Genomic DNA, 14358 nt, shown 5'->3' on the forward strand with positions numbered 1-14358 from the left:
CATCAGTATATTATGCACTCATGAGTGTATTGAGCGGTGCGTCGTTTTCTGTCAACGGCTCAGGGCTTTTGTCGGGAAATCATGTGACAGTTTCACCCTTCAGGACTCCGGGCGAGCGCGCTGCCGATCGCGCGGCAAAACGTGAGGCCGTGCTGCGTGCGGCTGTCCGGATGTTCAACGAACGCGGCTTTCATGCGACGTCGCTTGACGATGTCGCGGCCAGCCTCGGCATCTCGAAGCGCACCATCTATCATTATCTGGCCAGCAAGGATCAGGTGCTGCTGGAATGTATAACCATCGGCCTGCAGCAGGTGCTGGCGGCAGCCAAAGAAGCGAGAACGGCGGAGGGAACAGGTCGCGAGCGGCTGGAACACCTGCTGCGTCGCTATGCCGAAATCAATATGGACGATTTCGGTCGTTGCGTCATTCGCACCGGGGAAGAGGCGCTGGCGCGGGAAAGCCTGCCGCGCTATCGCGCGCTGAAACGCGAGATCGACCTGGCGATGCGAACGCTCATCGCGGATGCGGTCGAAGATGGCTCGATCGGGGCGGTGGATGTCAAGATGGCGGCTTTCGTCCTGGCGGGGGCGCTGAACTGGCCTGCCAGATGGCACAAGCCTGACGGTGCGATGGCAGCGAACGACATCGCCAGTATAATGGTCGCCCTGCTCATGAATGGTGTGGCAAATGGGGGTAAGGCGGTTTGAATCGAGCGGGATCGCAACCAATGATCTTGCCGCCTATGACAGCACCCGGATCTGCCTCCCTGAAACAGCGCGCCGTCCCGATCCCGCGGCGGCACGGTCGAGCGCCTGGATCGCGCCGACAACCGCCGCTGCCGTCAGGCGGGGATATTCCATCTCGTCGATCGGTTGCTTGGAAATGATTGCCCGCCAGTAAAGCGGTCCAATCAGCATATCGTACACCAGCTCACGGTCAACGGCGTCCGAAACCTCTCCGCGTCCAACTGCCCGATCAATCAATTGCGTCACGCTATCGCGCTTTTTGCGTTCGATTGTCCGGCGAATTGCGTCCGCCAGAGCCGTGTCGCGGCTCATCTCGGAATAAAGCGACGGCAGTATCCGTGAAGACAGCGGGCGCTTGAGCAGGCGTAATGCCTTTTCGATATAATTGGCAATATCCGCGCCAAGCGAACCACAATTGTCAGCTGTGATGATTTCGATCTCGATTGCCTCGACAAGCGCGATAATCATCGCTTCCTTGTTAGGCCAGCGGCGATACAGGGCCGCTTTTCCAACGCCAGCACGTTTGGCGACCACTTCCATCGACATCTGGGCATAGCCTGTTGCGGCCAGCTCGACGATTGCCGCGCGCCAAATTGCCCGGGTGCGATCCGGCTGGAGGACGGCGGCCCCCGATGGCGCTCTTTTGGTTCTGTTCAACATAATCGACCATTACACGACAGAACGGTTGCGTTCCATCCAAAACGTTAGTAAGAACGGAACGGTACCGTTCCGTACGTATAGGCGGGCGGACGCCGTGAAATATGAGAGAGAGGGGGGAGTGTATGTCGATTCCGACCAGGACTGCGCTTTGGCTTGGCGTCGCGCCGGTTATTTTTGTTGCCACCCAGGCTTCTGCACAGGTTGTGGAATCACCCGCCCGGCCAGCGGCAAACGGCAATGCTCCGGCACAGCCGGTTGTCAGCGACGATATCGTCGTCACCGCGACCAAATCCGGCGAACAGCAGCTTCAAAAAGTTCCGCTTGCCATATCCGCTTTCTCCGGCGCTGCCCTCGAAACGCGCGGCGCCGTATCGCTCGCTGACGTGGCGAAGCTCACTCCGGGCTTCAACTATACATTCAATACCGTTTGGGCGATCTCGTCCATTCGCGGCATCGGCACCAACAATGTCTTCGCTGGCGGCGATCCGAGCACCACCCTTCAGGTGGACGGAGTTTATTACGGGCGACCGACGGGCGCCAACCTCGATTTCGTCGACGTCGATCGCGTCGAAGTCCTGCGTGGACCGCAGGGCACGTTGTACGGGCGTAATGCCATCGGCGGCACGACCAACGTCATCACGCGCGACCCGACAAACGAGCTTGGCGGCATGGTTCGTGGGACACTTGGCAATTACGCGCTGCGTCGACTGGAGGGGGAAATTTCGGTGCCGATCGTTTCGGATCTGGTGTCCGCCTCGATCGCCGGTCGCATATCGCGGCGCGACGGCTATATCGAGGAACTCAATCCGGCGCTTCCCGATCAATGGAACGAAAGGCGCGAGGCGGTTCGCGGCAAGATAAAGATTACGCCCTCGGCCAACTTGAAGCTGATCCTGGCTGCCGATTATAACCATGCCAACGAATATTACGCGCCGTTCAACATCCGCCGTTCGCCGGTGACGCCGGACGGTCAGGATCCCGGATTTTTTCAGACGGCGCAAGATGCGCCGGACCGTGATCGGATGCAGCAATGGGGCGTCAGCCTCCGGGCGGAATGGGATCTCGGCGGAGCGACCCTGACATCAATCACGGCCTATCGCCACTCCTTCACGACGCTGGAAAGCGATCTCGATTTCACCGAACTGCCGCTCTTCCACACCCGTCAGTTTCCGGAGTACCAGAGCCAGTGGAGCCAGGAATTCAATATCGCGGGCAAGGCGGGTCCTGTCTCCTATGTCGCTGGTCTCTTCGGCTATCGCGAGCGAGTCTTCAGCTTCTACAATGCCAGCCTTTTCGAATCGCTGCTCATCACCCAGGGCATGACGGCGATAACCAAGTCCGTCGCCGCTTTCGGCCAGGCGGATTATGAACTGGTGCCCGGTTTGAAGTTCACGCTTGGGCTGCGTTACACAATCGACCGCAAAAGCGCCGTCAACGTCGACGGAACGCAGTCCTTCGATCCACCCGGTGCGGAAGGCGGGCTGACGAGCGACCTCACCCAGCAAGCGGCTGGCGTCAGCGAGATTTTCCGGGGGCGTAACATTCGGCGGGCGTTGACGCCGAAATTCGGTATTCAGTATCAGGCCACACCCGATATTCTGGCTTATGCGTCGATAACGCGTGGCTTCAAGAGCGGTGGCTACAACCTCCTGATCAGCCCGAGCTCGATTGATGCGGCGGAGTACGGGCCTGAGACGGTATGGGCCTATGAAGCAGGTCTGAAGACGCGCATTGCGCCGTTAAACGGCACGCTGAACCTTGCCGGCTTTTATTACGATTACAAAGGCCTTCAGATCAATCAATTCATTTTCTTGCCGGACAGCGTCGCCCAATTGGTCAGCAATGCAAAGGCGGCGAACATCAAGGGGGTCGAGGCGGAACTGGCGTTGCACCCGTCGCAGGTCGTCGACGTGGGGGGCGCGCTTGCCTATCTCGATGCGCGGTACAAGGGTAATTTCCCGGCGATCGACAATTTTACGAATACGGTCATCGATCCTGATGGCAAGCGCCTCAATGATGCGCCGAAATGGGCGGGCAATGCCTATCTACAGCTCAACGTTCCCGTCGTGTTGTCGACCGCGCATTTGCGAGTCGAGGGGATCTACAAATCCAAAGTCTATTATACACCGTTGAACGACATCCGCCTCGGCGCGAACGGCCGTTTACTCTTGAATGGCAGTCTTGTCCTGGATCTCGCCAACGCACCGATCCAGATCGGTGTCCGTGCGAACAACATCACCAACAAGAAATATATCGTTGCGACCTACTACGGTTTCACGGCCGGGGCGCAGCCTGGCGAACCGCGGACGGTGCTGGGTTTTATCAGCTATAAATTCTGATCGGGACAAGAACATGAATTACCGAGATTCCGCTCATATTGTTGTTACTGACCTGTTCAAGGCGCTCGATGATCTAACCCGAGGCGATACGGAAGCCTGGGGACGTCTGTTCATGGTCGATGGTGTTCTGGAATTTCCTTTCGCGCCAGATGGCTATCCCAGGAGGGTCGAGGGCCAAAAAGCCATTGCGCAATATCTCGCCGGGTTCCCGGAGAGGCTGGTCTTCACCGCCATTCACAAAGACGGAGTATATTCCAGCGAGAACGGCCTGATCGTCGAATTCCATGTCGACGGCCACGAGATCGGAACGGACGCTCCCTATCCGCAACGGTACATTGCGGTCATCTTCCACGAAGACGGAAAGATCCGTCATTATCGCGACTATTGGAATCCGCTGATTGCATTTGGCGCGATGGGAGGGGCTGCCGGTTTTCATGAATTCGGCATGAAGCAAACCTCCGATCCCGCGGTCGGGCGGTGATGACGGCAAGCAGGGGAAGCGCATGACAAGCAAGCAAACCATTCTGGTGACCGGTGGCACCGGCAAGAGCGGTCGGCGCGTCGCGAGTGCGTTGGCGGGGCAAGGTCACCTGCCGCGTGTCGCGTCGCGTGGCGGAGAGGGCGGCCTGAAATTCGACTGGCTGGATCCCGCCACCTTCGATCTCGCATCCAGGGACATCACCTCAGCCTATTTGCTCGCGCCAAGCGGTGTGTTTGACCTTCTGCCGGCTATGCGGCCGTTCATCGATCACCTCTTGAACAAGGGTGTCGGGCGCCTGGTGCTTCTCAGTGGGTCGACCGTCGATCGCGACGGGCCGCTTATGGGACCTGTCCATGCGTATATCGCGGACCACGCGCCGTCCTGGACGGTATTGCGCGCAAGCTGGTGGTTCGAGAACTTCTCCGAGCAACAGCATCGAGCGACGATCGTGCAAGAAGATGCCATCTATTCCGCTACTGGCGACGGCCGGGTCGCCTTCATCAGCGCGGAGGATATTGCGGCGGTAGCTGCGGCTGTGCTGACTGATGTCGATTATCCGAGCGGCGACCTTATCCTGACCGGGCCTGAATCACTTTCTCACGATGAAGTCGCCGGCATGATATCTGAATCGGTTGGCCGCACTATCACTCACCACAAGCTGTCCGTTGCTAAACTGTCGGATCGCATTCAGAAGATGATGGGACTGCCGGCCGACTATGCGACATTGCTGGCGGAATTGGATGGCGAGCTTGCTGGGAAAGCCGAGCCGACCACCGATGTCGTGGCGACTTTGACCGGACGCAAGCCGCGCCGTTTTGCGGATTTTGTACGAGATGCAGGTGTTGTTTGGAGAAAAGGATGAAGGGCTGATTCGTGGCCGATCATGTGGACGAGCATCGCTGTGTGGGAACGTTCGCATCAACCTCATAGAGATTTAGCTGCTTGGATTCGAGCAATGCTCTGATATGCAGCCGGCGATAGCCGGATCGACGGCGCCGCTGAGCCAGTTCGCGCGGCTTCGACCGAAGCTCGGCATCATCGTTCCGGCACGACCGATAGCGCATGCTCAGCGGGAGCGTGTGCCGCCGAAAGGCGACAACCATCGCTTTCTCCCATGCGAAAGGATCACACCATCAAACCGTGGGATCGAACAGCTAGAAAATACCCGAGCGCACCACATCAATGATCATGCCGGCTGCTTCGTCCAGCGCGCGCCGTTCGGCCCAACGGCGGAGCATGCCGGCGGAATCGATCGCCGCCATTACCGAGTGGCCGGCAATCTCTGGATCGATCGTGCGGATCGAGCCGTCGGCGATGCCGTCGGCGATCGTTCCGGCGACGTGGCGCGTCGCTTGATCGGTGCGCTGGAGCATGCGCCCGCGTAACTCCAACGGCAGCGCCTGATAGGTATTGGTGCGCAGCAACGGACTTTCCCCGGCGAATTGCAGCGCGACGAGGCTCGACACCATGATCGCTAGTCGTTCGCCTTCGTCGCGGCCGCTGGCGTCGGCACGCGATTGTGCGGTTTCGAGCAGGGCGTGGGTGCGATCGAAACAGGCGACGACCAGATCGTCCTTGTTGTCGAGGTGGTGGTAAAAGCTGCCGGTCGACAAGCCGAGCTCGGCCGCGATCTTCTCGACGCTGGCGCCGATATAGCTTTCGCGGTTGATGAGGTTGGTTGCGGCGTGGAGGAAGCGCGTATGCGCGTCCCCGCTCTGCTCCTCCAGCGGTTCGATACGGATCGGCCAGGCCCGACCTGTGCTGAGTCCCCGATCGAGGATGTCGAACAGCCGCTCTCCGGCGCGGTCTAGGTCGCGGTCGAGATAGTGCGGCAACCACGCCGACGTCCAATGAACGTTCTGGAGCAGCACGGTGGCGGAGATCAGCGATCGGGACCGCGCGCCAGGCTCTTCGCCGAACGCGAAGAAGCCGCGCACGATCCGGAACATCTCGGCATAGAGGTCATCGAGCGGCGCACGGGTATCGTCGTCGAGCGCGCGCATGTCGGACAGGAGGGCGAGGCGGGCCACGTTCGGATCGCGCTGTCGATGATGAAGATCGAACTGCGCGCGAAGGAAGGCGTGGACGCGCGCGCGGGGATCGGGTTCGTGAGCGGCCGTGGCGGCGGCATCGCGCAACCATAGCAACGTGCGTTCGAGACAGGCCGCCGCGAGCAGATCCTTGCGCTTGAAATAATAGGTCACGCTCGACGTATCGAGTTCGAGCGCCTTGGCGACGGCGGTCAAGGTCATACCACGCGTGCCGTGGACGTTGATCAGTTCGGAGGCGACATCGAGAATCTCGCCCCGGCGGCGCGCGAAGCGTTGGGTCTGGCGCACGGGCTCGGCGGACATGGCGCCATTATAGCTGAAGATGGGGGCGGCACAATCGGCTCCCACGGCGCTTTCAGGTATATCGTTACGTATCATGGGGAAAAGGGAAGTTTGTGCGAACTGAAAAATAGCGCGAATTGCCGAGAAAAACGGCGGCAATGATCGGCATATCGAACATTGAAATTTGACATGGACCTGTTTTTTTCCAAGATTGAATATGGAGAGGACGATTCGAAAGGAGGGCAATGCCCGCTTCGATGGAAAGGTCGCGCTGGTAAGCGGCGGGGCATCGGGTATCGGCCGCGCGAGCGCGCAGGCGATGGCGGCGGAGGGCGCGATCGTAATTGCAGCCGACCGCGATCTCGCGGGCGCCGAGGCATGATGTCGCCGAAGCCGCGATGTTCCTGGCGAGCGACGCCGCGGCGTCCGTAACCGGCGCGCACCTGCCGGTCGACGGCGGTCTGATGGTCGATCCGCGCCTGAGCAACAAAACAACCGCGGACCGGATGCCGACAAAGCACCGGCCGCCCAGTCGGAGGGGATGAGATGAAGGCCTATCTGTTTGCCGGCGCGGCGATCGCCGCGATGCTGCCCGCAATCGCCGCGGCGCAATCGACCGATTCGAAATCGGCGACATCGACGTCGCCTGAGGCCTCTCCGTCGACCGACCGCGACGACGACATCATCGTCACCGCGCAGCGTCGCGACGAGAGCTTGCAGAAGGTGCCTGTCGCCGTCACCGTCTTCAGCTCCGAGAATCGCGACAAGATCGGTATCCGCACGATCCAGGACATGTCGAACGCGACGCCGGGCCTCACCTTCAATTCCACGCTCGACCGCTTGTCGCTGCGCGGCGTCGGTCGACTGACCAACACGATCGGGTCGGATCCGGGCGTCGCCGTCTACAATGACGGGCTCTACACGTCGTCGAACGCCGAGGCGTCGAAATCGCCGATGTTTGTCGATTCGATCCAGATCCTGCGCGGACCGCAAGGGACGCTGTTCGGGCGCAATTCGGTCGGCGGCGCGATCAACGTCATCTCGAAGCGGCCCAAGGACCATTTCGAAGGCGAATTCCGCCTGACCGGCGACCAATATGGCGGCTTGATCGCCGAGGGTTACCTGTCGGGACCGATCACTGGCGGGCTGAAAGGTCGCGTGTCGGTCCAGATGGGACCCCGGCCGCTCGATACCGCGTTCACCAATATCGGTCCCGCCCAGGGCAAAGGCGCGCAGCGTCGCTTCCTCGTCGAGACGCAGCTGCAATATGATTTCGGCGACAAGGCGCAGCTATGGTTAAAATATTCGCATGCCGAATGGGATCATGAGAATTACGGCAGCGCCAACCTCGTCACGCCCTATGCGACCGCGAGCCTGTTTCCGTCGGGGGCGGTCGTTCCCAATCCTGGGTATGGCTACACCGTCGCCAATCCGGGGGTAACGAACCCGCGCACCATCAATACCAACACGACCGACAACGACACCCTGTCGCGCAACCACAATTTCGTGGTCAATTTCCGCGCTGACCTGGGGAGCGACATTCAGCTCAAATATGTCGGCGGTTATTCGCAGTATCTGTACACGCTCTACACCGATTTCGATCAGACGGCGGCGACCAAGCGCTCGATCGCCGCCGGCGATCCCAACGCATCAGCATACGGCACGTACACGTACAATCCGACCTATATTCAGCGTTACGTCGAGGACAAGAAATACTATTCGAACGAGGTTACGCTCTCCAACTCACGAGCGGGCGATCGCTTCAATTGGGTAATCGGCGCCTATCAGTTCCATGAACATTACTACCAGCCGGTTAGCTGGTATCAGGGCGGCGACGGCACCGACAACATGGCGGCCGGGCTGGCCAATCCGATCTGCGTGGATCAGAACTTCGGGCTCGCCGCGAGCTGCCCGGCCAACCCGCTGCGCGCTTACTACAGCGGCAGCGGCGACCTGAAGACCGACAGCTATGCCGGATTTGGCCAAGTTGATTACAAGCTGACCGAGCAACTGAAGGTCACCGCCGGCCTGCGCTATTCGTCGGACAAGAAGAGCGGCTTCGAAACCTACCGGCTCGTCAACTGGAACCCGGTCGGATCGGCTTATTGCGTCTACCCGCCCTTCGGCGTGATCGGTTTCGGAGGGTGCGGGCCGATCACGGCGGGCCAGGACATCACCCGCTACGTCCTGCAGATCGCGGGAAGCGGGCCGGCGACGCGGTCGCTGGCCGATACCTTCAGCGGGTGGTCGTGGCGGCTCGGCGCGGACTATACGATCAGCCCCAATGCGATGGTCTATGTCAGCTACAACCGCGGAATGAAGGCCGGCGGATTCAATCTCGGATCCTATGCCGCCAGCCCCGAGGTGAAGAACGAACAGGTCGACGCCTACGAGATCGGCCTGAAGAGCCGGCCGACAAAGGACCTGACGCTCAACCTCACCGGGTTCTACTACGACTACCGCAATGCCCAAATCCCGATCTTCGTCGCGCTCGGCAACGGCGCGCTCGGGCTCACCACGCAGAACTTTTTCAACATCAACAAAACGCGCGCGCTGGGCGCCGAGGTCGAGGCGCGCTGGAACGTCACGCCCCGGTTCGAGCTGAGCGGGACGTACGCTTATCTCGATTCGACGATCCGCCAGGCGCCGCAGCTGTTCGACGATCCCAACCAGCCCGGCAACAATCCGGTCAGCATCGTCGGCAATCGGACGCCGGCGACATCGCGGCACAAGTTGTCGGCTACCGCCTTGTACGACGTCCCGCTCGGCCCTGACGCCGGCAGCCTGTACCTCGCGGCAAGCTATTATTATCGGTCGGATGCCTATTACGACGTGTTCCAGTCGGAAACTGGCCGCACGCCGGGTTGGGATCAGGTCGATGCGCGGATCACCTGGGTCGACCCGTCGCAGAAGCTGACCCTGATCCTCTACACCCGGAACCTGTTCAATACGCTCGGCTATGACGGCGCGACCGGCGCCAACGGCACGAACGCGGCCGGGTTCGGCAAGACCTATTCGTACACGCTGCCGCGCCAGATCGGCGCCGAGATGCACATCAAGTTCTGATCGGCGGCAGCGAAGAAAGAGCGCCATGCAACTCACGTCCCCGGCACAGCGCAAGGTCGGCTTGCGCACCAAGCTCGCCTACGGGTTCGGCTCGATCGCGTATGGGATCAAGGATAACGGCTTCCAGACGCTCCTCTTGCTCTACTACAACCAGATCGTGGGGTTGCGCGCCGACCTGGTCGGGCTCGCCATCCTGATCGCGCTGGTGCTCGACGCGTTCGTCGACCCGATCGTCGGGCACTTCTCCGACCATACCCGCGCCGGGTGGGGGCGACGGCATCCGTTCATGTATGCCGCCGCGGTTCCGGTCGGGCTGTTGTATCTGTTGCTGTGGAACCCGCCAACGGGCAACCAGACGGTGACGCTGATCTATCTGGTCGGCGTGGCCATCGCGGTGCGGACCGCGATCAGTTGCTACGAGGTGCCGTCGAGCGCACTCGCGCCCGAACTGACCGCCGATTATGCCGAGCGCACTTCGGTGCTCGGCTATCGCTATCTGTTCGGCTGGGCGGGCGGCATGGTCATGACGCTGCTGACCTTCATCGTCCTGCTCGCGCCGACGCCGCAATATCCCAACGGCCAGCTCAACCCGGCGGGCTATCACACATATGCCTGGATCGCGGCGATCGCGATGACCGCGGCGATCCTGATCTCGTCGCTCGGGACGCACGACCAGATCCGCCACCTCCCGCGCGCCAATCCCGAGCGGACGTCGCTGGGCGAGACGTTCCGCGGGATCGGCCGTACGCTCGGCAACCGCGCGTTCCTGATGCTGTTCGTGTCGGGCATCTTTGGGTTCACGGCACAGGGGTTGACCTTCGCGCTGTCGGTGTACGTCAACACCTACTTCTGGGTGTTTCCGGCCAAGATCGTCGGGTTGTTCATCGTCGCGGTGATGGCAGGCGTGGTGATCGCGTTCGGCATCGCGTCGTTCGGTACGCGCAAATGGGGCAAGCGGCCGACGGGCGTCACGGTGATGGTGCTCTATCCGATCTTCGGCGTGTTGCCGTTCGTGATGCGCTTCGCCGGCCTTTATCCGGTCAATGGCGACCCGCTGCTGTTCCCTCTCCTGATGCTCAACGTCGCGATCGCGACCTCGTTCGGGGTAGCGGGGTCGATCCTCGGCGCGTCGATGATGTCCGACGTGGTGGAAGACGCGCAGCAGCAGACCGGACGGCGGTCGGAAGGGCTCTACTTCGCGGGCATGTTCTTCATGCAGAAATGCGTGTCGGGTCTGGGATTGTATCTGACCGGGGTGATCCTCGCGCTGGTCCATTTCCCGACCGGTGCGACGCCGGGGACGGTCAAGCCCGAGGTCCTGCGCAACCTCGTCACCACCTATGGCGGCGCACTCGTCGCGCTCGGCCTGCTGGCGGCGTATTTCGTGCATCGCTTCCCGCTCGGCGGGCGGGCCGAGCATGAACGGCGCCTCGCCGAACTGGCGCGGGCGGAATCGCACGCCGCGCCCTTGCCCGGCAGCGAGAGCGAATTTCCCGGCGAGGAACTGACCGATCGCGGTGGCCGACTGAACCCCGCCGAATGACCCACGCCGCCGAGGCGGCCAGGAGAGACGCATGACGAGTACCGCGACCGAGGCTCAGGAGTTCCCGGCACAGGCCGAGATCGGCTTCGACCCCAAGGCGCTGAAGGCAAAATATCGCGCCGAACGCGACAAGCGGCTGCGCGCCGACGCCAACGAGCAATATGTCGAGATGGCGGGCAAGTTCGCCCACTATCTCGACGACCCGTATATCGACGCGCCGATCGACCGCGCGCCGCTGACCGACGAGAAGGAGGTCGTGGTGATCGGCGGCGGTTTCGGCGGACTGCTGGCGGGCGCGCGGCTGCGCGACGCCGGGATCGCCGACATTCGCCTGATCGAGAAGGGCGGTGAGTTCGGCGGCACCTGGTACTGGAACCGTTATCCGGGCGCGGCGTGCGATATCGAGAGCTACGTCTACCTGCCGCTGCTCGAGGAAACCGGGTTCATGCCCGAGCGCAAATATTCGCGGGGGCCCGAAATCCGCGACTATTCGAAGCGCATCGCCGTGCATTACGATCTCTATCGCGACGTGCTGTTCCAGACCGAGGTGACGGACCTGACCTGGAACGACGACGACCGTCGCTGGATCGTTTCGACCAACCGCGGCGACGCCATTCGCGCGCGCTTCGTGGTCATGGCGAACGGCCCGCTGCACAAGCCGAAACTGCCGGGTATCCCGGGCATCGAGAGTTTCGCGGGCCATACCTTCCACACCAGCCGCTGGGACTATGCCTATACCGGAGGCGATCAGAATGGCGGCTTGACGCGGCTGGCCGACAAGGTGGTCGGCACCGGCGCGACGGCGGTGCAGGCGGTGCCGCATCTGGGGGCTGGGGCGAAAAAACTCTATGTCTTCCAGCGCACGCCCTCGTCGATCGACGTCCGCGGAGACCGTCCGACCGATGCGGCGTGGGTGAGCACGCTTCAGCCGGGCTGGCACCGGCATCGCATGGAGAATTTCAACACGCTCGTCTCCGGCGGCTGGGCGGAGGAGGATCTCGTCGCCGACGGCTGGACCGACATCATCCGCAATCTGGGCGTGATCGCGCGGATGCGGGCCAACAGGCAGGCCAAAGGAACGAACGTTGATCCGGGCGAACTCGTCCAACTCGCCGACTTCCAGAAGATGGAATCGATCCGCCACCGCGTCGACACGATCGTCGCCGACCAGTCGACCGCCGATGCGCTGAAGCCCTATTACAACCAGTTCTGTAAACGGCCCTGCTTCCACGATGATTATCTGGCGACGTTCAACCGCCCCAACGTCCATCTCGTCGACACTGACGGACAGGGCGTCGAGCGGATCACGGCAAAGGGTGTGGTCGCGGGCGGCAAGGAGTATCCGCTCGACTGCCTGATCTTCGCGACCGGGTTCGAGGTCGGCACGAGCTATGCGCGCCGCGCCGGCTACCAGATCCGCGGTCGCGGCGGTATCACGCTCGAGGAGAAATGGGGCAAAGCGGGATGCCGCACGCTGCACGGGCTGATGAGCCACGATTTCCCCAACTGCTTCATCTTCTCGACGATCCAGTCGGGGTTCACCGTCAACTATCCGCATGCCTTGGCCGAGCAAGCGACCCAGGCCGCGTACATCATCCGCCAGACGCTCGATCGACAGAAAACGCTGGTCGAACCGACTGTCGAAGCGGAAGAGGCGTGGACCAAGGAAATTTTGGAAGCGGTGCTCGATCGGCGCAAGTTTCAGGAGGAATGCACGCCCGGTTATTACAACGGTGAAGGCGGTAAACCCAGCCCGCTGCTCGCGAGTTATGCCTCTTACGGTAGGGGATCGGTCGCTTTCTTCCGTTTGCTCGGCGATTGGCGTGCGGCGAACGACATGACGGGCATCGATCTTCACTAGGTGTTCAGTCCCGGCATCCGGTCGCGCAGGCCTTTTGCCGGCGAACTGGGCGGGCCGGAAAGAAGGCGCTCAAACTCGACTTGCGGAATCAGCGAACCGCCAGTAGTCCACGCCACGTGCGTGCCCTGGCGGGCCTGATCATCGGCCTTCGCTAGATATTGATCGGCCGCCGCGAGAGCGGCGGCGGCGGAAGGCTCCAGCTTCAGCCCGGCCAGCCGCCAGGCGCGGTGCATCCATGTCAGCATCGCATCGTCCGATACTGTAACGGCGCCATATGCGATCTCGCCGACCGCTTCGAGGGCGAGGTCAGAGGCACGCGCGACGGCAAGGCCATCCGCTATCGTTTTATTGTTCCATTCATAGTCATAGACGGACACGCTTGTCCCACCAGCGCGCGCGAGCGCGAGGAACATGCAGGCGGCCGTAACAGGCTCAGCGAATATGCCTCGCACGGCATTGCCGTAAATACGATGCAGGCCGAACAGAATGCCGCCGGGCGCGCCGCCGACACCGCAGGGAAGGTAAACGGTGAGCGGCTCGGCGTCGGAGACCATGATGCCTTGATCCGCGATCTGCCGCGCTATTTCCGCTCCCGCCGTTGCGTAGCCGACGAACAGGCTGGTAGAACGCTCGTCGTCCACGAAGTGGGCATTCGGGGACCGCGCATGAATTCGCCTGGCTTTCGCGACGGCTTCGCCATAATCGCCAGCATGCTCTACGACGGTGGCGCCGATCGCGCGCAAGCGGTCACGCTTCCAGTGCTTAGCGTCGGCAGAAACATGCACTTCCGTGGCGATACCGAAGGCGCGAGCCACGATTCCGATCGCCAATCCGAGATTGCCCGTACTGGCGACGATCACGCTATAACGCGCCAGCCGCTCATGGGCGCGTGCCTCGATCAGGGGCGTCATGTCGCCGCCCACCTCCACGAGGCCCTCGGCCGCGGCGATGTCCTCTAGATAGACGAGCAATTCGTGCACGCCGCCCCTGGCCTTCACGGAACCCGCAAGCGGGAGATCGTGATCGGCCTTCACGAAGAGGCGATCGACGCCGCGGATCGATCCCGGCCACGGCAGGAGCGAAGACATAATCTCGCCGGTCCGCGGCATGTCCGGAAACAGCGCAGCGAGCACGGGCGCGAAACGCAAAAATCTGTCGATGGCGCGGTCGATTTGCGGGAGGAGATCAAGTCGCCCAACTCGGTTCGACCGGAACGGATTGATCCACAATTCGCCTTTGCCGGCCCAAGAATCCGATCGGCCAACCTGTCCCAACGCCTGCTCCTTCATGCCCGCGCGTGCGGCGCTCGTCATGTCAGCATTGGACAAG

General features: G+C 61.7%; 11 protein-coding genes and 1 pseudogene. 9 read left to right on the plus strand and 3 right to left on the minus strand.

Annotated features, from left to right (window positions below; all coding sequences use genetic code 11):
• Nucleotides 1-83: 83 nt before the first annotated feature.
• Nucleotides 84-707, plus strand: coding sequence for a TetR/AcrR family transcriptional regulator (locus tag F9288_RS09800; RefSeq protein ID WP_254621151.1), 624 nt, complete (start codon nucleotides 84-86; stop codon nucleotides 705-707).
• Between the two features lie 33 nt (nucleotides 708-740).
• Here the strand turns inward: F9288_RS09800 and F9288_RS09805 are convergent, their stop codons facing one another.
• The gene (locus tag F9288_RS09805) at nucleotides 741-1406 is read right to left on the minus strand and encodes a TetR/AcrR family transcriptional regulator (RefSeq protein WP_174836445.1); all 666 of its coding nucleotides are present in this window, start codon (nucleotides 1404-1406) and stop codon (nucleotides 741-743) included.
• Between the two features lie 122 nt (nucleotides 1407-1528).
• On the opposite strand from F9288_RS09805, the gene F9288_RS09810 reads away from it, so the two are divergent.
• The 3 genes from F9288_RS09810 to F9288_RS09820 are packed head-to-tail and all read left to right on the plus strand — an operon-like array spanning nucleotide 1529 to nucleotide 5088.
• Entirely contained in the window at nucleotides 1529-3745 is a 2217-nt protein-coding gene (locus tag F9288_RS09810) for a TonB-dependent receptor (protein WP_174836446.1), read from the plus strand.
• A gap of 13 nt (nucleotides 3746-3758) precedes the next feature.
• Nucleotides 3759-4226: a nuclear transport factor 2 family protein gene (locus F9288_RS09815; protein WP_174836448.1), complete on the plus strand. Its 468-nt coding sequence runs from the start codon at nucleotides 3759-3761 to the stop codon at nucleotides 4224-4226.
• Nucleotides 4227-4248: 22 nt separating this feature from the next.
• The gene (locus F9288_RS09820; RefSeq protein ID WP_174836449.1) at nucleotides 4249-5088 is read left to right on the plus strand and encodes an ergot alkaloid biosynthesis protein; all 840 of its coding nucleotides are present in this window, start codon (nucleotides 4249-4251) and stop codon (nucleotides 5086-5088) included.
• Between the two features lie 292 nt (nucleotides 5089-5380).
• Here F9288_RS09820 and F9288_RS09825 read toward each other — a convergent pair whose 3' ends face one another.
• Nucleotides 5381-6718 (minus strand): TetR/AcrR family transcriptional regulator, encoded by a 1338-nt coding sequence (locus F9288_RS09825; RefSeq protein WP_174836451.1) that lies wholly within the window; start codon nucleotides 6716-6718, stop codon nucleotides 5381-5383.
• Between the two features lie 58 nt (nucleotides 6719-6776).
• Here F9288_RS09825 and F9288_RS09830 point away from each other — a divergent pair.
• From F9288_RS09830 to F9288_RS09850, 5 genes and pseudogenes are all read left to right on the plus strand, one after another.
• A pseudogene (locus F9288_RS09830) lies at nucleotides 6777-6935 on the plus strand (SDR family NAD(P)-dependent oxidoreductase); the annotation flags it as partial.
• A 22-nt stretch (nucleotides 6936-6957) separates the two neighbouring features.
• The gene (locus tag F9288_RS09835; protein WP_174836454.1) at nucleotides 6958-7104 is read left to right on the plus strand and encodes a hypothetical protein; all 147 of its coding nucleotides are present in this window, start codon (nucleotides 6958-6960) and stop codon (nucleotides 7102-7104) included.
• A 1-nt stretch (nucleotide 7105) separates the two neighbouring features.
• Nucleotides 7106-9625, plus strand: coding sequence for a TonB-dependent receptor (locus F9288_RS09840; RefSeq protein WP_174836456.1), 2520 nt, complete (start codon nucleotides 7106-7108; stop codon nucleotides 9623-9625).
• A gap of 25 nt (nucleotides 9626-9650) precedes the next feature.
• Nucleotides 9651-11168, plus strand: a complete 1518-nt coding sequence (locus F9288_RS09845) for an MFS transporter (protein ID WP_174836458.1) — start codon at nucleotides 9651-9653, stop codon at nucleotides 11166-11168.
• A gap of 31 nt (nucleotides 11169-11199) precedes the next feature.
• On the plus strand, nucleotides 11200-13029 hold the full coding sequence (locus F9288_RS09850; RefSeq protein ID WP_174836460.1) for an NAD(P)/FAD-dependent oxidoreductase: 1830 nt from the start codon (nucleotides 11200-11202) through the stop codon (nucleotides 13027-13029).
• On the opposite strand, the gene F9288_RS09855 is transcribed toward F9288_RS09850, so the two are convergent.
• Entirely contained in the window at nucleotides 13026-14318 is a 1293-nt protein-coding gene (locus tag F9288_RS09855) for a D-serine ammonia-lyase (RefSeq protein WP_217482618.1), read from the minus strand. The two genes, F9288_RS09850 and F9288_RS09855, sit on opposite strands and share 4 nt — an antisense overlap.
• Nucleotides 14319-14358 lie beyond the last annotated feature (40 nt).

Source organism: Sphingomonas sp. CL5.1, assembly GCF_013344685.1.
GTDB lineage: Bacteria > Pseudomonadota > Alphaproteobacteria > Sphingomonadales > Sphingomonadaceae > Sphingomonas.